16 protein-coding genes and 1 pseudogene are annotated in these 17,700 nt (G+C 71.7%); 16 read left to right on the top strand and 1 reads right to left on the bottom strand.

Annotated elements, in window-relative coordinates:
• The first annotated feature begins 24 nt into the window (after nt 1–24).
• The 15 genes from nifK to fdxA all read left to right on the top strand — a co-directional run bounded on the left by nifK (nt 25) and on the right by fdxA (nt 14,856).
• Entirely contained in the window at nt 25–1,581 is a 1,557-nt protein-coding gene (nifK, locus tag FRANEAN1_RS34350; RefSeq protein ID WP_020464280.1) for a nitrogenase molybdenum-iron protein subunit beta, read from the top strand.
• A gap of 327 nt (nt 1,582–1,908) precedes the next feature.
• Nucleotides 1,909–3,282: a nitrogenase iron-molybdenum cofactor biosynthesis protein NifE gene (gene nifE, locus FRANEAN1_RS34345; RefSeq protein WP_020464279.1), complete on the top strand. Its 1,374-nt coding sequence runs from the start codon at nt 1,909–1,911 to the stop codon at nt 3,280–3,282.
• Nucleotides 3,282–4,751, top strand: coding sequence for a nitrogenase iron-molybdenum cofactor biosynthesis protein NifN (gene nifN / locus FRANEAN1_RS34340; RefSeq protein WP_020464278.1), 1,470 nt, complete (start codon nt 3,282–3,284; stop codon nt 4,749–4,751). The genes nifE and nifN overlap by 1 nt, the downstream gene beginning before the upstream one ends.
• A complete protein-coding gene (gene nifX / locus FRANEAN1_RS34335) occupies nt 4,745–5,191 on the top strand; it encodes a nitrogen fixation protein NifX (RefSeq protein ID WP_020464277.1) in 447 nt (148 codons plus the stop codon). Before nifN ends, nifX begins: the two co-directional genes overlap by 7 nt.
• Nucleotides 5,188–5,655: a NifX-associated nitrogen fixation protein gene (locus FRANEAN1_RS34330; protein ID WP_020464276.1), complete on the top strand. Its 468-nt coding sequence runs from the start codon at nt 5,188–5,190 to the stop codon at nt 5,653–5,655. Before nifX ends, FRANEAN1_RS34330 begins: the two co-directional genes overlap by 4 nt.
• Nucleotides 5,645–5,908: a CCE_0567 family metalloprotein gene (locus tag FRANEAN1_RS34325; protein WP_020464275.1), complete on the top strand. Its 264-nt coding sequence runs from the start codon at nt 5,645–5,647 to the stop codon at nt 5,906–5,908. Before FRANEAN1_RS34330 ends, FRANEAN1_RS34325 begins: the two co-directional genes overlap by 11 nt.
• Complete coding sequence (locus tag FRANEAN1_RS34320) at nt 5,905–6,285, top strand: nitrogenase-stabilizing/protective protein NifW (protein ID WP_020464274.1); 381 nt, start codon at nt 5,905–5,907, stop codon at nt 6,283–6,285. The genes FRANEAN1_RS34325 and FRANEAN1_RS34320 overlap by 4 nt, the downstream gene beginning before the upstream one ends.
• Nucleotides 6,282–6,632: a nitrogen fixation protein NifZ gene (locus tag FRANEAN1_RS34315; protein ID WP_020464273.1), complete on the top strand. Its 351-nt coding sequence runs from the start codon at nt 6,282–6,284 to the stop codon at nt 6,630–6,632. The genes FRANEAN1_RS34320 and FRANEAN1_RS34315 overlap by 4 nt, the downstream gene beginning before the upstream one ends.
• Entirely contained in the window at nt 6,629–8,596 is a 1,968-nt protein-coding gene (gene nifB, locus FRANEAN1_RS34310) for a nitrogenase cofactor biosynthesis protein NifB (protein ID WP_020464272.1), read from the top strand. The genes FRANEAN1_RS34315 and nifB overlap by 4 nt, the downstream gene beginning before the upstream one ends.
• Nucleotides 8,593–9,213, top strand: coding sequence for an iron-sulfur cluster assembly accessory protein (locus FRANEAN1_RS34305; protein WP_020464271.1), 621 nt, complete (start codon nt 8,593–8,595; stop codon nt 9,211–9,213). Before nifB ends, FRANEAN1_RS34305 begins: the two co-directional genes overlap by 4 nt.
• A 53-nt stretch (nt 9,214–9,266) precedes the next feature.
• On the top strand, nt 9,267–10,208 hold the full coding sequence (locus FRANEAN1_RS34300; RefSeq protein WP_083788416.1) for a HesA/MoeB/ThiF family protein: 942 nt from the start codon (nt 9,267–9,269) through the stop codon (nt 10,206–10,208).
• The gene (locus tag FRANEAN1_RS34295) at nt 10,205–11,425 is read left to right on the top strand and encodes a cysteine desulfurase family protein (RefSeq protein WP_020464269.1); all 1,221 of its coding nucleotides are present in this window, start codon (nt 10,205–10,207) and stop codon (nt 11,423–11,425) included. The genes FRANEAN1_RS34300 and FRANEAN1_RS34295 overlap by 4 nt, the downstream gene beginning before the upstream one ends.
• The gene (locus FRANEAN1_RS34290; protein WP_020464268.1) at nt 11,397–13,409 is read left to right on the top strand and encodes a 2-oxoacid:acceptor oxidoreductase subunit alpha; all 2,013 of its coding nucleotides are present in this window, start codon (nt 11,397–11,399) and stop codon (nt 13,407–13,409) included. The genes FRANEAN1_RS34295 and FRANEAN1_RS34290 overlap by 29 nt, the downstream gene beginning before the upstream one ends.
• Nucleotides 13,406–14,443: a 2-oxoacid:ferredoxin oxidoreductase subunit beta gene (locus tag FRANEAN1_RS34285; RefSeq protein ID WP_020464267.1), complete on the top strand. Its 1,038-nt coding sequence runs from the start codon at nt 13,406–13,408 to the stop codon at nt 14,441–14,443. The genes FRANEAN1_RS34290 and FRANEAN1_RS34285 overlap by 4 nt, the downstream gene beginning before the upstream one ends.
• A gap of 71 nt (nt 14,444–14,514) precedes the next feature.
• A complete protein-coding gene (fdxA, locus tag FRANEAN1_RS34280) occupies nt 14,515–14,856 on the top strand; it encodes a ferredoxin (protein WP_018501689.1) in 342 nt (113 codons plus the stop codon).
• Between the two features lie 163 nt (nt 14,857–15,019).
• On the opposite strand, the gene FRANEAN1_RS44415 is transcribed toward fdxA, so the two are convergent.
• Nucleotides 15,020–16,738 carry a glycosyl hydrolase gene (locus FRANEAN1_RS44415; protein ID WP_347176881.1) on the bottom strand — a complete coding sequence of 573 codons (1,719 nt, stop codon included), beginning with the start codon at nt 16,736–16,738 and terminating at the stop codon, nt 15,020–15,022.
• Nucleotides 16,739–17,403: 665 nt separating this feature from the next.
• Here FRANEAN1_RS44415 and FRANEAN1_RS44410 point away from each other — a divergent pair.
• Nucleotides 17,404–17,606, top strand: a pseudogene (locus FRANEAN1_RS44410) (SAM-dependent methyltransferase); the annotation flags it as partial.
• Nucleotides 17,607–17,700: the final 94 nt, after the last annotated feature.

Genomic DNA, 17,700 nt, shown 5'->3' with positions numbered 1-17,700 from the left:
TCACGGTAGAAAGGAGGATGTCCGGTGACGACGACTCCCGAGACAGGCAGTTCCATTCCGTTGCGGGTCCTCGACCACAGCGAGCTGTTCAAGGACGAGGTCTACCAGAAGCAGTTCGAGGGAAAGACCGAGTTCGAGAACGGCAGTGACTCCGCCGAGGTTGCCCGCGTCCTCGAGTGGACCCGCGGCTGGGAGTACCGGGAGAAGAACTTCGCCCGGGAGGCGCTGACCGTCAACCCGGCGAAGGCCTGCCAGCCGCTCGGTGCGGTGCTCGCGGGCCTCGGGTTCCAGGGCACGCTGCCGCTCGTGCACGGTTCGCAGGGCTGCGTCGCGTACTTCCGCAGCCACTTCGCTCGGCACTTCAAGGAGCCCGTCCCCGCGGCATCCACGTCGATGACCGAGGACGCGGCGGTCTTCGGCGGCCTGAACAACCTGGTCGAGGCGCTGGAGAACGCGACCAGCCTGTACAAGCCGAAGATGGTCGCGGTCAGCACCACCTGCATGGCCGAGGTCATCGGTGAGGACCTCTTCGCCTACATCGGCGCGGCCAAGGAGAAGGAGGTGATCTCCACCGACTACCCGGTTCCCTACGCCCACACCCCGAGCTTCGTGGGCTCGCACATCACCGGGTACGACAGCATGCTCAAGGGAATCCTTGAGAACCTGACGAAGTCGGCGGACGCGACGGAGCCGAAGGCTGGTGGGAAGCCCCGGCTGAACATCATCCCCGGTTTCGAGACCTACACCGGTAACCTCCGCGAGTACCGGCGCGTGCTCGAGCTCATGGGCGTGGACCCGCTGATCCTCGGCGACCACGCCGACTCGCTCGACTCGCCGGCCGACGGGGAGTACGACCTCTACCCCGGTGGCACGCCGCTGGCCGAGGCGGCGAAGGCGAAGTTCAGCCGCGCCACCGTGCTGCTGCAGGAGTCCGCCACCCGCAAGACCACCGAGCTGATCCGGGACGTGTGGAAGCAGGACACGCTGGTGCTGGAGACCCCGATCGGGGTCCGCGGCACCGACCAGTTCCTGACCGAGATCGCCCGGCTGGCGGGCGTCGAGATCCCGGCCGAGCTCACCGTCGAGCGCGGCCGTCTCGTTGACGCCCTGACGGACTCGCACGCCTACCTCCACGGCAAGAGGGTCGCCATCGCCGGCGACCCGGACCTCGTCGTGGCGCTGACCCGCTTCGTGCTCGAGCTCGGCATGATCCCGGTGCACGTGCTCAGCACGAACGCCGACACCACCTTCAAGGCCCGCATGGAGAAGGTGCTCTCGGCGAGCAAGTTCGGCGAGGCGGCCACCGTCTGGCCGGAGAAGGACCTGTGGCACCTGCGGTCGCTGGTCTTCACCGAGCCGGTCGACCTGCTCATCGGCAGCACCTACCTGAAGTACATCTCCCGGGAGGCGAACGTTCCGCTGGTGCGGGTCGGGTTCCCGATCTTCGACCGGCACCACCTGCACCGCTTCCCGATCGTCGGTTACACCGGCGGGCTGCACCTGCTCACGCAGCTCGTGAACACCGTGCTGGACGAGCTTGACCGGACCAGCCCGGACCATAGCTACGACGCCGTGCGCTAGGCCCCGTCCGGGGGACGCCTCCTGAGCGTCCGGTGTCCCCCGGGCGGCGCGCACGGCCTTCCCAGTGGTCGGCCGGCTGGCGGCCCCGCGCCCCCGCTCCGCCGGGGCCCCCGCCCGCGCGCTGGGACCGCGCCCCCCGCGCCGCGGAGGCAGGTGCCCCGCCACTGCCGGGGCCGGCGCCCCAGCCGGCCGGCCACCATCCCACCGGCACCACCCACCGGCACCACCCGCCAGCACCACCCCGGTTCAGAAGAACTGCTGGTCCATCGAACGGCCCGCTCACCCAGCTCACCGAGGGGACGACCCTCCCTAAGCCGAGAGATCGCCATGGCCGCCACTGACCGTGCAACGCTATTCACCGAACCGGCATGTGATCACAACCGCGAGAAGTCCGCCAAGGAGCGCAAGGCCGGGTGCCCCAAGCCCGCGCCCGGCGGCACCAGCGGCGGATGCACCTTCGACGGTGCGATGATCACACTGGTTCCGATCGTCGACAGCGCCCACGTCGTGCACGGCCCGATCGCCTGCGCAGGAAACTCCTGGGACGGGCGGGGGAGCCTCTCCTCCGGCCCCGACCTCTACCGCCGCGGCTTCACCAGCGACGTCGGTGAGCAGGACGTCATCTTCGGCGGCGAGCAGCGCCTGTTCGACACCATTCTCGAAGCCGTCCGCCGGCACCACCCGCCGGCGGTGTTCGTCTACTCGACCTGCGTCACCGCCATGATCGGCGACGACCTCGACGCCGTCTGCTCGGCGGCCGCCGAGCACACCGGCGTCCCGGTCATCCCGGTGCACGCTCCGGGGTTCGCCGGCAACAAGAACCTCGGCAACCGCCTCGCCGGCGAGGCCCTGCTCGAGCACGTCATCGGGACGGTCGAGCCGCCCGACGTGACCGAGCTCGACGTGAACCTGGTCGGCGAGTACAACATCGCCGGCGAGCTGTGGGACGTCCTGCCGGTGCTGGCCAAGATGGGCATCCGGGTCCGGGCCTGCATCAGCGGCGACGCGCGCTACGCGGACGTCGCCGCGGCGCACCGGGCCCGCGCGACGATGGTCGTCTGCTCCCGGGCGCTGCTGGGCCTGGCCCGCGGCCTGGAGGATCGCTACGGCATCCCCTGGTTCGAGGGCAGCTTCTACGGCGTCCGCGCGATGAACGACACCCTGCGCGAGTTCGCCCGCCTGCTCGGCGGCGCGGAGCTGGCCCGGCGCGCCGAGGAGGTCATCGCCCTCGAGCAGACCGCCGTCGACCTGGCCCTGGAGCCCTACCGCGAGCGGCTCGCCGGCAGGCGCGCGGTGCTCTACACCGGCGGGGTCAAGAGCTGGTCGATCGTCTCCGCGCTGCAGGACCTCGGCATCGAGGTCGTCGCGAACGGCATCACCAAGAGCTCCGACGGCGACGTCGAGAAGATCCGCGAACTGCTCGGCCCGGACGCCAGGATCGTCTCCGAGGGCAGCCCGCGCGAGCTGCTGCGCATCGCCGAGGAGACCCGCGCGGACATCCTCGTCGCCGGCGGCCGCAACCAGTACACGGCGCTCAAGGGCCGGCTGCCGTTCCTCGACATCAACCAGGAGCGGCACATCCCCTACGCGGGCTACCGCGGCGCGGTCGAGCTGGCCCGCCGCCTCGACATGGCGCTGTCGAACCCGGTGTGGGAGCAGGTCCGCGCCCCCGCGCCCTGGGACGTCGAGGGGGTGGCGTGATGGCGAGGGTCGTCACGAGTGACCGCCGGCCCGGCCTGGACCCGCTGCGGTTCAGCCAGCCGCTCGGCGGGGCACTGGTCTTCCTCGGCCTCGCCGCGGCGATGCCCGTCATGCACGGGTCGAAGGGCTGCGCCTCGTTCGCCAAGGCGCTGCTGACCCGGCACTTCAACGAGCCCGTCCCGCTGCAGACCACCGGTGTCACCGAGGTGTCCGCGGTGCTCGGCAGTGGCGACGACCTCGTCGCCAACCTGGACGGCATCCGCGCCAAGCAGAACCCGCGGATCATCGGGCTGCTGACCACCGGCGTCACCGAGGTCAGCGGCGAGGACGTCGCCGGCCAGGTCCGCCAGTACATCGCGATGATGAACCACACCACCCCCGAGGGCGCGCCGCTGATCGTCCGGGTGTCCACGCCGGACTTCGCCGGCGGGCTGTCGGACGGCTGGTCGGCCGCGCTGCGCTCGCTGGTCGCCACCGTCCCCTTCGACCACGCCGACTCGGACGAGTACCCGGGTACGCGCTCGGGCTTCGGCGCCGGAACCGGTTCCGCGCCCGAGACGGTCGCCGTGCTCGTCGGCCCGTCCCTGTCGGCCGCCGACCTCGACGAGCTCTGCGCGCTGATCCGTTCCTTCGGGATGGCGCCGGTGCTGGTCCCGGATCTCTCCGGCTCCCTCGACGGGCACCTGGCCCCGTCCTGGCAGCCGACGACGACCGGTGGCACGGGGCTTGCGCAGCTGCGCCGCCTCGACGAGGCCGGCCTGATCATCACCGCCGGCGCGACCGCCGCGGAGGCCGGCGTCGACCTGGCCGCGCGCACCGCCGCCGACCTCGTCCAGCACGACCACCTCAGCGGCCTCGCCGCGGTGGACAGCCTGGTCGCCGAGCTGATGACCCGCTCGGGACGCGGACCGGCGCCCGAGGTGCGGCGGGCCCGCGCCCGGCTGGCGGACGGCCTGCTCGACACCCACTTCGTCCTCGGCGGGGCGCGGATCGCGCTCGCGATGGAGCCCGAGGCGCTGGTCGCCGTCGGCTCCCTGCTGCACGACGTCGGCGCGGAGATCGTCGCGGCGGTGTCGCCGACGGACGCTCCCGTGCTCGCCACCGCCCCCTGGGACGAGATCGTCATCGGCGACCTGACCGACCTGGAGGAACGCGCCCTCGAAGGCGGCGCGGAACTGCTCATCGGGTCGAGTCACGTCCGCACGGTCGCCGACCGTATCGGCGCCGCCCACCTGGCCGTCGGATTCCCGATCTACGACCGGCTCGGATCGGCCCTGCGCACGACCGCCGGGTACGGGGGCAGCCTGCGGCTGCTCGTCGACGCGGCGAACCGGCTGCTCGACCACCACCAGGCGGACCACCAGGCGAACCACCGGGCCGATCACCGCCCGGGGCGCCACGACGTCCGCGAACATCCGCTCGACTCGTTCGACCAGCTCGACGTTCTGTGCCAGGAGTCCCCATGTTGAAGATCGCTTTTGCGACGAGCGACGGCCACGCCGTGGACCAGCACTTCGGCTGGTGCCGCCGGTTCGACGTCTACGAGGTCGGGCCCGAGGGCTTCCACCTGTTCGAGACCAGAGAGCTCGGGCCCGCGGAGGACGACGAAGAGGACAAGATCGCCTCGAGGCTCGCGGCGGTCGTCGACTGCGCGATCCTCAACGTCTGCGACATCGGAGGGACGGCGGCGGCGAAGGTCGTCAAGGCCCGGATCCACCCGATGAAGGTCCCCGTGGGTACCGAGATCGACGCCCTGCTCGCCAAGTTCGTCGGCGTGCTCGCGGGCAACCCGCCGCCCTGGCTGCGCAAGGTCCTGCGGGCGCACAGCCCGCAGGTGGCCCCCGCCTGGACCCCGACCTCCGCGGACCCCGCCACCTCGACCCCGATGACCATGGGAGGAACGGCATGACCGCACCGGCCCCCACCGCAGGCGGCCAGTTCGAGGGGTTCCTGCGGGATCTCGTCGACCAGCTCCGCGCCGGCGACACCTACGGCAACCTCGACCGACTGCCCGACGCGCAGCTGATCAGCCCGTTCATTCTGACCCGCGAGCAGCGGCGGCAGATCGCCTCCAACTGCGACATCGACGCCGTCATCGAGGGGCGCGTGCGCTCCTTCTACCAGGCCGTCGCCGCCTCGGTGGAGAAGACGACCGGGGTCATCACCACCACCGTGCTCGACCTCAACCACGAGGGCTTCGGCCGGGTGATCGTGTTCGGTGGGCGGCTGGTGGTGCTCTCCGACGTCCTGCGCGACGTCCAGCGCTTCGGCTTCAACTCGCTCGAGGATCTCGCCGCCCGTGGCGAGGCCATGGTCACCGCCGCCGCCAAGCTCGTCGACCAGTGGAGGGAGGTCGCCCGCGATGACTCCTGAGACCAGCACCAGCACCAGCACTGATGCCGGCACCGATGTCGCCGCCGTCCAGACCCGGCTGCGCAAGCTGAACAGCAAGGCCTCGCAGCTCAAGCTCGACCTGCACGACCTCGCCGAGGACCTCCCGATCAACTGGGAGAACATCCTCGACCTCGCCCGCCGTACCTACGACGCCTACGCCGAGATCGCGCTGCTGGAGAACGAGCTGCGCGCCAGCGCCGCCGGTGGCACCGGGAAGGGAGCGGGAGCATGAGCGCGCTCACCAGCCAGCTCGAGGAGTTCCGCCGCTGCTCGACCGCCGAGCAGTACTTCGACCTGCTCGACGTCGACTACGACCCGCGGGTGGTGGCCGTCAACCGGCTGCACATCCTGCGCTTCTTCGCCGAGGAGATCGCCGGCCTGCACGACGGGGCCGACGCCGAGGTGTCCCCCGAGGTGCTGCTGCGGGACTACCGGGCGGCCCTCATCCGCGCCTACGAGGCCTTCACCACGGCCACCGCGCTGGACCACCGCCTGTTCAAGGTGCTGAAGGACCGCGCGCCAGAGCCCGCCGGGTTCGTCCCCATGTCCGAGATCACGGTCGAGCGACCGGCGACCACCCAGACCGACGAGAAGGGCCAGCAGCGATGAAGTCGACCTTCGACGTAGGTGACGTCGTCGCCACCACCAAGGCCCTGCGCCAGGACGGGACCTTCCCGGACCCGAACATCGCGACCGGCCAGATCCTGGTCGAGCCCGGCACCCGGGGCGAGGTCATCAACGTGGGCCTGTACCTGCAGGAGCACATCGTCTACGCCGTCGCGTTCGAGAACGGCCGGGTCGTCGGCGCCCTCGAGCGCGAGCTCGAGGCCGCGGTGCGGGAGACCTCCCCGTCCAGCCGGGCCGCCGACGCCACCGCCCATGCCACAAGTTCCGCGGCTGACAGCAGCGCCGCCGTGACCAGCGGGACCACCGACAAGGAGGAGGGGCTGTCGTGAACAACGAGCCCGTCATGCTTCCGGTGCTGCCCGCCGCCACGGCGGAGCTGCTGACCGGTCGGACGGCCACACCTGGTCAGAACGGCTCGCCCGCCCAGGGCGCGGCGCCCGCCCCGGGTGGCGGCTGCGCGTCCAAGAAGAGCTGCGGCAGCAGCACTCCGGCCACCGATCCGGAGATCGCCGAGAAGATCGCCAACCACCCCTGCTACAGCTCCGAGGCGCACCAGTACTACGCCCGGATGCACGTGGCGGTGGCGCCCGGCTGCAACATCCAGTGCAACTACTGCAACCGCAAGTACGACTGTGCGAACGAGAGCCGGCCCGGCGTCACCAGCGACCTGCTCACCCCCGAGGACGCGCTCGCCAAGGTCAAGCTGGTCGCCAGCGAGATCAAGCAGATGAGCGTGCTGGGCATCGCCGGCCCCGGCGACCCGCTCGCCAACCCGAAGCGCACCTTCCGCACCCTGGAACTGGTCGCCCGGGACTGCCCCGACATCAAGCTGTGCCTGTCGACGAACGGGCTCACCCTGCCCGACCACGTCGACCGCATCGCCGCGCTGAACGTCGACCACGTCACGATCACGATCAACATGATCGACCCCGAGGTCGGCGAGCGGATCTACCCCTGGGTCGCTTACAAGGGCAAGAAGTACACGGGCCGGGAGGCGTCGAAGATCCTCTCCGAGCGCCAGCTCGAGGGCCTCGCCATGCTGGCCGAGCGCAAGATCCTCGCCAAGGTCAACTCGGTGATGATCCCGGGGGTCAACGACGAGCACCTCGTCGAGGTCTCGAAGACCGTCCGCGGGCTCGGTGCCTTCCTGCACAACGTGATGCCGCTGGTCTCCGCCCCGGAGCACGGCACCGTGTTCGGCCTCGCCGGCCAGCCGGGCCCGACGCCCCAGCAGCTCAAGGCTCTCCAGGACCGCTGCGAGGGCGAAGACGGCGCCGACATGAACATGATGCGGCACTGCCGGCAGTGCCGTGCGGACGCCGTCGGCCTGCTCGGCGAGGACCGCGGTGACGAGTTCACCCCGGATACCTACCAGGGCCGCGAGATCGCCTACGACCTGGAAGGCCGCCTTGCCGCCCACGCCGAGATCGAGCGGTGGCGCCAGGAGACCCGCGCCGAGCGCGAGACGGTGACCGTCGCCGGACCGGCGACCAAGCCCGACGACGTCGTGCTGGTCGCCGTCGCGACCAAGGGCAGCGGCGTGGTCAACCAGCACTTCGGCCACGCCTCCGAGTTCTGGATCTACGAGGCCGGCCGCAGCTGGGCCCGGCTCGTCCAGACCCGCGACGTGCAGCGCTACTGCGAGGGCCCGACCGAGTGCGGGGACGGCGCCTCGGTGCTCGACAAGACCATCGAGATGCTCTCCGACTGCTCCGCCGTCCTGTGCAGCAAGATCGGCCCGGGGCCGTACGACGCGCTCGAGGCCGCCGGGATCGAGCCGGTCGAGGTCTACGAGCTGATCGAGAAGGCCGTCGCCACCGTCGGCGGCCGGCTCACCGCGGCCGCCCGCGCGGCCGTCCCGGTGAACCCCGACCCCGCCGGCACCGGTTTCGCGGACCTCGACGAGATCGACCTCGACGAGGTGGAGGCCGAGATGGCCGAGGCCGAGCTGGTCCAGGCCGAACTGGTGGACGTCGACCTGCTCGACCCGGACCTCATGGACGACGACCCGTTCGAGTTCGCCGTCACCGTCCGCCCCGGCTCCTGCTCGGGTGGGGGTGGCAAGTCCGGCTCCTGCTCCGGCGGCGGCCACCGCCACGCCGCCGGTTCCGGCCACCGCCACGACGTCGAGCACGCCCGTACCGACCCGCGCACCGAGAAGTCCCGCGCGGAGCGGACCACCCCGGAGAAGGCGCGCGCCGACGGTGCCCGCCCCGCCCACACCCGTTCCGTCGGCACCGGCTCCCACAGCGCCGGCACCGACGTCACAGACCTGGAGGTAGCGCGGTCATGACCCTCGTCCAGAGCACCATCGAACTGACCGAGCGCGCCCGCGCCCAGGTGCGGACCCTGCTCAGCGGCAGCGTGGAGACGGCCGGCTTCGGCCTGCGCGTGGGCGTGAACCCGGGTGGCTGTTCCGGCCTCACCTACAACCTGGCGCTCGCCCCCGGAGCCGAGAGCGACGACATCGTCATCCACTCCGACGGGTTCGACGTCTTCGTCAACTCGTCGATGATGGGGCATCTGAGGGGGCTGCGGATCGACTATGTCGAGTCGCTGACCTCCTCCGGGTTCACCTTCACCAACCCGAACGCGACCAGCTCGTGCGGCTGCGGCAACTCGTTCGGCACCCCGGAGGAGCCCGAGCGCGCCGAGGCCGACGACCGGCTGCGCGGCCAGGTCGAGGACGTCATCGCCGAGATCCGGCCGTTCCTGCAGGGTGACGGCGGCGACGTGCAACTCGTCACCGTGCTCGCGGGCAACGGGGAGCCGGGCACCGCCGAGGTCCACATCCGGCTTGTCGGCGCCTGCAACGGCTGCTCCAGCGCCTCGGCCACCGTCACCGCGGTGATCGAGAAGCGCATCAAGGAGAGCCTGCCCGAGATCGGCCGCGTCGCCCTCGTCTCCTGACGGCGAACCCCGGCCCACCACACCGACCCCCCGACGGAACACACGGACCAGTCATGGAGCGCAGCATGATAGTGACCCGGCGTAGCTCTCCGCCGGCGTCCGGCCCGGTCGGTCCGGTCGATGCCCGCGGGGCGTCCGAGGCCGCGGTGCCAGCAACGGCGCTGGCACCGACGGCGCTGGCCCCGGCACCGACACCGACAGCGCCGGCGCAGCGCAGCGGGGGAGCGAGCCTGCCCGGTCGGTACGACCGGCAGCTCGACCTGCCGGGCTTCGGCCCGGCGGCCCAGGAGCGGCTGCGCGGCGCGACCGTGCTCGTGGCGGGCGTGGGCGGCGTCGGCGGGGCGGCCGCTACCTACCTCGCCGCCGCCGGGGTCGGCCGGCTGGTCCTGGTCCACCCGGGCGCACTGGAGGAGCCCGACCTCAACCGGCAGACCCTGATGCGTCCCGAGTGGATCGGTGGCTCCCGGGTGGCCTGCGCGGAGCAGACCCTGCGCGCGCACCACCCGGGAGTCGAGATCGTCGCGATCGACCGCGAGCTGTCCCAGCTCCCCGAGCTGGGCCGCCTCGTCGCCGAGGCGGACGTCGTCGTGGACGCCCGCCACAACTTCCCCGACCGCTACCTGCTCAACGACACCTGCGTGGCGGCCCGGACCCCGGCGGTCGTCGCCGCGATGAACGCGACCGAGGGCAACATGCTCGTCGTCCGGCCCGGGTCGCCGTGCCTGCGCTGTGTCTTCACCGAGGGCGACCCGTCCTGGCAGCCGCTGGGTTTCACCGTCCTCGGCGCCGTGTCCGGGATGGTCGGCTGCCTCGCCGCGACCGAGGCGATAAAGATCATATCCGGGTTCGGTGAGCCCGCGGCCGGCAGGCTGCTCCAGTTCGACCTCTGGGACCTGGACTTCCAGGTGCTGCGGGCCCGGCGCGACCCGCACTGCCCGACCTGCGGCGGACCGTCCGGCAGCGGCCAGCGACCCGGCCCCGGGGAGCCACAGTGATCTACCTCGACCACAACGCGACCACGCCCGTCGACCCGCGGGTGGTCGAGGTGATGCTCCCGCTGTTCACCGAGCGGTTCGCCAACCCGGCCAGCAAGCACGCCCCCGGCCAGGAGGCGACGCGGATCGTCGAGCGGGCCCGGCGCGAGGTCGCGTCGCTCGCCGGCGCCCGCCCCCGCGAGGTCGTGTTCACCTCCGGGGCGACCGAGGCCGCCAACCTGGCGATCGGCGGGGTCCTCGCCACCGCCGAGCCGGGGCGACGCCGGATCCTCGTCGGGGCCACCGAGCATCCCGCGGTGCTCGGCGCCGCCGACGCCGCCGCCGCAGCGGCCAACGCAACAGTCGCCGAGCGGATCGCCGTCCACCCGGACGGCACCGTCGACGTCGACGACCTGCGGCGCCGGCTCGGGCCGGACGTCGCGCTGGTCGCGGTGATGGCGGCGAACAACGAGACCGGGGCCGTGAACGACCTGCGGCCACTGGTCGAACCGGTGCACTCCGCCGGGGCGTTGCTCCTGTGCGACGTCACCCAGGCCCTCGGCCGCATCCCGGTCGAGCTCGAGCAGACAGGCGTCGACCTGGCCGTCGCGTCCGCGCACAAGCTCTACGGCCCCAAAGGCGTCGGCGCGCTGATCGCGTCGAAGGACGCCTGGCCGCGCCTCGCGCCCAGGGTGCACGGCGGCGGCCAGGAACGCGGCCTGCGGGCCGGCACCCTCAACACCGCCGGGATCGCCGGCTTCGGAGCGGCCGCCCGCATCGCGGCCGAGTCGATGGCCGACGACGGCAGGCACCAGGGCGAGCTGACGGCGCTGCTGACTGCGCTGTTGACGGAGAACCTGGCGAAGCGGCTCGGGCCCGGAGCCGTCGAGCTCAACGGCCCGGACCGCGCCAGGCTGCCGAACACCGTCAATCTCCGCTTCGTCGGCGCCGGTGCCGACGAGGTCCAGGCCTGTGCTCCGCGCGTGGCGATCTCGGCCGGCTCGGCGTGCAGCGGTGGCGGGGACGAGCCGTCCCACGTCCTGCTCGCCATGGGCCGCACGGCCACCGAGGCCCGGGAGAGCCTGCGCTTCAGCCTGGGCCGCGCCACCACGACGGAGGAGATCCGCACCGCCGCGGATCTGGTGGCCCGCGCTGTCCTGCGCGTCCGCTCCCTTTCCCAGAGCACCCCCATCCAAGACGAGGTTCGAGATGACAACCGAGCTCTTCGAACAGCCTGAATCGCGGGTACGCCGCCTCAAGGGGGTCGTGATCCGGTTCGCCGGCGACTCCGGCGACGGCATGCAGCTCACCGGCGACCGCTTCGGCGCGCAGGCCGCGGAGGCCGGCAACGACGTGGCCACGCTGCCGGACTTCCCGGCCGAGATCCGGGCGCCAGCCGGAACCGTCGGCGGTGTGTCCAGCTACCAGCTGCATGTCGCCGACCACGACATCACCACCCCGGGTGACCAGCCCGACGTCCTCGTCGCGATGAACCCGGCGGCGCTGAAGGCGACGCTGAAGGACCTGCGTCCCGGGGGCGTGCTGATCGTCGACTCGGGCGCGTTCAACGTGCGCTCGCTGGAGAAGGCCGGGTACGACTCCGACCCGCTGACCGACGGCTCGCTGGGCAACTACATCGTGCACGCGGTCGACCTGACCGGGCTCGCCGTCGGCGCCACCGACGGCCTCGGCCTCAAGCGCAAGGACGCCGCCCGGACGAAGAACATGTTCGCCCTCGGCCTGGTCTCCTGGATGTTCAACCAGGGCACCGAGAGCACCGTCGCCTACCTGGAGAAGCGCTTCGCCAAGAAGCCGCCGGAGATCCTGGCCGGCAACCTCGCGGCGCTCAAGGCCGGTGTGAACTACGGCGACACCACCGAGGCGTTCGCAGTCTCCTACGAGGTGAAGCCCGCCGCGCTGCCCCCGGGCACCTACCGGCACATGCGCGGCAACAAGGCCATCGCCTTCGGTCTCGTCGCCGCCGCGCACCAGGCCGGGATGCCGCTGTTCCTCGGCGCGTACCCGATCACCCCGGCGACCGACGTCCTGCACGAGCTGAGCAAGCTCACCTCGCACGACGTCCGCCACTTCCAGGCCGAGGACGAGATCGCGGCGATCGGCGCGGCGATCGGCGGCTCGTTCGCCGGCATGCTGGGCGTCACCGTCACCTCCGGCCCCGGCATGGCGCTCAAGTCCGAGGCGATCGGCCTGGCGATCTCGCTGGAGCTGCCGCTGGTCATCGTCAACGTGCAGCGCGGTGGCCCGTCCACCGGCCTGCCGACGAAGACCGAGCAGTCCGACCTGCTGCAGGCCCTCTACGGCCGGCACGGCGAGGCCCCGCTGCCGGTGCTGGCCGCGCAGTCGCCCGCGGACTGCTTCGACGCCGCGTTCGAGGCGGCGCAGATCGCACTGGAGCGGCGCACCCCGGTCATCCTGCTGTCCGACTCCTACATCGCCAACGGCAGCGAGCCGTGGAAGGTCCCGGCGGTCGAGGAGCTCCCCGAGCTCGGCATCGAGTTCGCCACCGCGCCCAACGCCGTGGGCAAGGACGGCAAGCCGGCGTTCCACCCGTATGCCCGTGACCCGCGTACCCTCGCCCGCCCGCTGGCCATCCCCGGCACCCCCGGTCTGGAGCACCGCATCGGTGGTCTGGAGAAGGCCGACGGCAGCGGCGAGCTCTCGCACGACGCGGACAACCACGACCTGATGGTCCGCACCCGCCAGAACAAGGTCGACGGCGTCAAGGTGCCGGCGCTGGAGGTCGACGACCCGAGCGGGGCGCCCGGCTTCGGTGCCCGGGTGCTGGTGGTCGGCTGGGGCTCGACCTACGGGCCGATCGGCGCCGCCTGCCGGCTCGTCCGCGACCAGGGGCTGGCCATCGCCCAGGCGCACCTGCGCTACCTCAACCCGCTGCCGGCGAACCTCGCGGCCGTGCTGTCGTCCTACGACACGGTGCTGGTGCCCGAGATGAACCTCGGCCAGCTCTCCGGCCTGCTGCGGATGCAGTGCGGGGTCGAGACCGTCGGCTACACCCAGACCCGCGGGCTTCCCTTCCGCGCGGTCGAGCTGGCCGCGGTGTTCACCCGGCTCGTCCACGGGGCCGACCTCGGCGACACCGAGATCACCAGTGAGGACATCAAGGCCGCGGGCGGCGCCAGCACGCTCGGCATGAGCGAGCTGGGCCGCAGCGAGCTCGGATCGGATTCGGAGGCGGGCAAGTGACCAGCTCAGACGCGGTAGGCAAGCAGCTCACGGCGAAGGACTTCTCCACCGGGCAGGACGCCCGCTGGTGCCCGGGGTGCGGTGACCACGCGATCCTCAACGGGATGCGGAACCTGCTCCCGACCCTCGGGATCCCGCGCGAGAACTTCGTGGTGGTCTCCGGCATCGGGTGCTCGTCCCGGCTGCCGTACTACCTCGAGACCTACGGCATCCACTCGATCCACGGGCGGGCGCCGTCCATCGCGACCGGTATCTCGATCAACCGGCCGGACCTGTCCGTCTGGGTCATGACCGGTGACGGCGACTCGCTGTCGATCGGTGGCAACCACCTGATCCACGCGCTGCGCCGCAACGTGAACCTCAAGATCGTCATGTTCAACAACCAGATCTACGGCCTGACCAAGGGCCAGTTCTCGCCCGCGACGAAGCCCGGCACGGTCACCCCGTCCAGCCCGTTCGGCTCGCTGGACCACTCGTTCAACCCGGCCGCGCTGGCCCTGGGCGCCGAGGCGACCTTCCTCGCCCGCACGGTCGACACCGACCGCAAGCACATGCTGGAGATCCTCGCCGCCGCCCACGCGCACGACGGCTCGGCGCTGGTGGAGATCCGGCAGAACTGCCCGACCTTCAACGTCGCGCCGCGCGACGACGCCGCCGCCTCCGCGACGGAGCCGACCGCGGCCGACGGCCCGATCCGGCTCGAGGCCGGCCAGCCGATCCTGTTCGGGGCGGACAGCCAGTGGGCGATCCTGCGCGACCCCGAGACCGGTGACCTGAAGTTCGGCCGGTCGACGGAGAAGGGCATCGTGATCCACGACCCGCGCTCGACCAGCCCGACCTACGCCTACGCCCTCGCCCGGATCGCCGACACCCACCCCGAGCTCGCGCCGATCGGCGTGTACCGCGCGGTGGAGCGACCCAGCTTCGACAAGCAGTACCAGGAGCGCCTCACCACCGCCCGCGCGGGCGGCCGCGGTGACCTGCAGGAACTGCTCACCGGCGAAGACTCCTGGGCGGTCCCGGCGCGGGCGTGAACCCCGGCCGCAGACAGCTGAACGAGACCCCACCGGACCCGCGTAGTCCGTAGAAGGAAAGAAGAACTCCGATGCCCTACGTCGTCACGTCACCCTGCATCGACGTCAAAGACACAGCCTGCCTGGACGAATGCCCGGTCGACGCCATCTACGAGGGCGACCGGAAGCTCTACATCAATCCGAACGAGTGCACGGAATGCGGCGCGTGTGCGTCCGCCTGCCCGATCGGCGCCATCATGCTCGACCTGGAGGTTCCCAAGGCCGAGCGCCCCTTCGTGAAGAGCGAGAAGGAGTTCTTCACCAAGGTCCTGCCCGGCCGGGACGAGCCGCTCGGCGATCCCGGTGGCGCCAAGACCGTGGGCAAGATCAAGGCTGACACGCCCTTCGTGGCCGAGTACGAGGCCTCCGCCTGACCGGTACGCGGGCCCACGCCCAGATGACGGGGTAGGGCCGCCCGTGACCCGGGCCGGCGCGGAGAGCAGCCACCACGCTCCTCGAGCCGGCCCGGGTCACGGCCCGGGTCACGGCCGGACCGGGCCGCCGTTCAGATCACGGCCGGACCGGTCACCACCCGGGTCACAGGCCGCCGGGGCTGCCACTGCCGCCGGCCCCGGCACCGAACAGCTCCAGGTACCGCTGCGCGGCCATCGGGTTCAGCGGCGGGTTGATCAGCGAGGAACGCACGTTGTCCGCCTCGGCGGTGCTGAAATACGCCTCGTAGGCGAGGATGTCCCGGTTCCGGTCGAACAGGTCGTGCATCTTCTCGATGAAGAGCGGATTGTCGCCGCCGCCGTTCCCGTCCACCCGGACGAGCCCCCACTCCGGCACCGCGAACTGCTTGCCGTGCGCCCGCGCGAACGCGGCCACGGTGCACGCCCCCGACGGAATGTTGCACTGCTGGTCGAAGGTCTCCGCGGAGCGCGACGGCGGGTAGGAGTCGTAGGCGTCACTGCTGACGATGCTCACGAACTCGTCGCCCGGGTAGGCCGCCCACACGTCGTCACCGTTCGGCATCCGGTCACGGTGCGCGCTGACGTTGAAGTCGATCCGCACCGCCGGCGCCGTCGACCGGATCTGGGTGACCGCCCGCTGGAAACAGGTCTTCCAGGTCGCGGTGTCCCGCGGATACCACCAGAACCAGTTCCCGTTGAACTCCCAGCCGAGCCGGACGATGGCGTCGGGCCGGCCGTTACGCGTCAGGGTCTGGCCGAACGCCGCCCAGTAGGCGTCATAGTGACCCCGGGCGCAGGTCCGCTCGTCACCCGACCGCGGGAACAGCGGCTGGGCGATGGAAAGCTGCCCGTTGTACACCCCCGGCGGGTAGTCCGACATCGGCCAGTTGTCGTAGGCGATCTGGTTCCAGTCATTACGTTTCGTGAAGACGACCGCGACGTTCGTCAGCCGCCCCGTCCACGCCTCCCAGGCGCGGATGTCCAGTGGCGGGTTCCCGTTCGCCCCGGAGGGCCACCGCACCCCCGGCGCGGCCGGCCCGGTCGGTGCCGGCTCCGGCTGCGCGGGCTGCGCCCCGGGCGCCTTCGCCGTATCCGGGGCCTGACTCGCCGCCGGGGCATCGGCCGAACGCCGCGAATCCGGGCCGCCGGTGAGCGTCACCAGGCCGATCGCGCCGAGCAGGATGACCATCGCGGCGGCGGCGACCCCGAGCACGGTGCGACGTCGTCGGCGCGGCCTACCTCGACGAGCCGTCCCGCCGCGGTGATTCCCGCCGCGGCGGCTGTCCTTCCCCTGGCCTCCGGCCCCTGGCGCCTGGGCAGCTTCGTCCGGGTCCGCGGCTTCGGCTCCGGCTTCGGCTTCGGGCCTGGCTCCGGGCCCTGGCCCGTCCGGGACGGGGTTCTCGCTGGTGCTCCCAACCGGGCCCCCGCCCTTGCTCACGGGGCTGCCCAGGCCGGCAGAGGCCCGCTGGCGGAAAGGGCTGTCCGAATGGGTGGGGCTGTCCGTGCTGGTTGAGCTGCCCGAGTTGGCGGGGCTGCTCTGGCTGGTGGCACTGGTCCGAGCCACGGAGCTGAGGAGAGTCTTGTCCGGCCGCATCGGCGAGCCCGGCGTGCCGAGGCGCTCGTACGGCAGCGTCCGCGCGATCACGTCCTCGCCCGCACCGCTCCCGGCGGGCCCGTCCGTCCCGGCAGCGGACGGGAGCGGGCCCGAAGACCCGGGCACGTCCACGCCTACACCTCCACCAGCGCCGCCGGGACCTTCGCCGGTCTTCGGCACCGGGTCGGTGCCCGCTCCGGACGCGTTGCCGGGGACCTCGGTGGCGGTGTCCTCGGCGGTATCGGTCACCACGTCGCCTGTGCCGGCGGCTCTCCGGCTCGCGCCGGTGGTCGCCTTGCTCCTGCCGCCGGTTCTCCGGGTCGAGTCGGTGTTCCGGCTTGACCCGGTCTTCCGCTCTGGCGTGGCTGTCCGTTCGGACGCGGCGCTCCGCTTTGTCGTCGCTGCCCGGCCTGGCGTGGCTGCCCGGTCCGACCCGCTCGTCCGGTCTGATCCGGTCTTTCCGCCTGATCCGGTCTTTCGGCCTGATCCGGTGTTCCGGTCTGATCCGGTGTTCCGGCGTGTGCCGGTGGCTTCGCGCTCGCCGACGCTCTGGTGCGCGTCGGCACTGTCCCGACCCGCGCCCGCTGTCGGCGGCGCGTCACCTGCCTCGTGCCGTTGCACGTACGTCCCCCATCGAGCCCCCGCCCCACATTCACCGCCCGCGCCGGGACCTGTCGGACCCCGGGTGGCGTGCTGCCGTGCGGCGCTACCGCCGGTCGGCACCGGTTCATCTTCGCAACCTTGTTACGAAGCAACCCTGGCTGACACTCAACAATCCGTCACCCACGGCCACCACTACCGGGCGCTCACCAACGGTGTGGGTCTGGTGCCGCGGCGCAGGCGAGGCATCACCCCCATCCGCCGGTCCTGGGCACGCACCTCGGACCGGATTACCGTGCGTTCCTGCACCGGTGACCCGGTTTCTCGCCCGGGACGCGGGGAGCCGGTTCCTTGACGTTGGCACCGGCTTCCCACTTCGCCGAACCCGCACGAGGTCGCCCAGAGCATCGCCCCGGACTGCCGGGTGGTCTACACCGACAGTGACTCGATCGTGCTCGCCCACGCTCGTGCACTGCTCACCGGAACCGGCGAAGGCCGCACCGCCGGGCTGGGCGCCTGACCTGCAGAGCCGCGATCGCAATGGCGAAAATCTCGAAGATGGCGACGACGAGGAGTTCGTTGAGGCTGAGCCATCCGATATGCAAGCTGAG

It is taken from the genome of Parafrankia sp. EAN1pec (assembly GCF_000018005.1).
Classification (GTDB): Bacteria; Actinomycetota; Actinomycetes; order Frankiales; family Frankiaceae; genus Parafrankia; species Parafrankia soli.
Note: the sequence above shows the minus strand (reverse complement) of the source record. Positions and strands in the feature narration are given on the sequence as shown.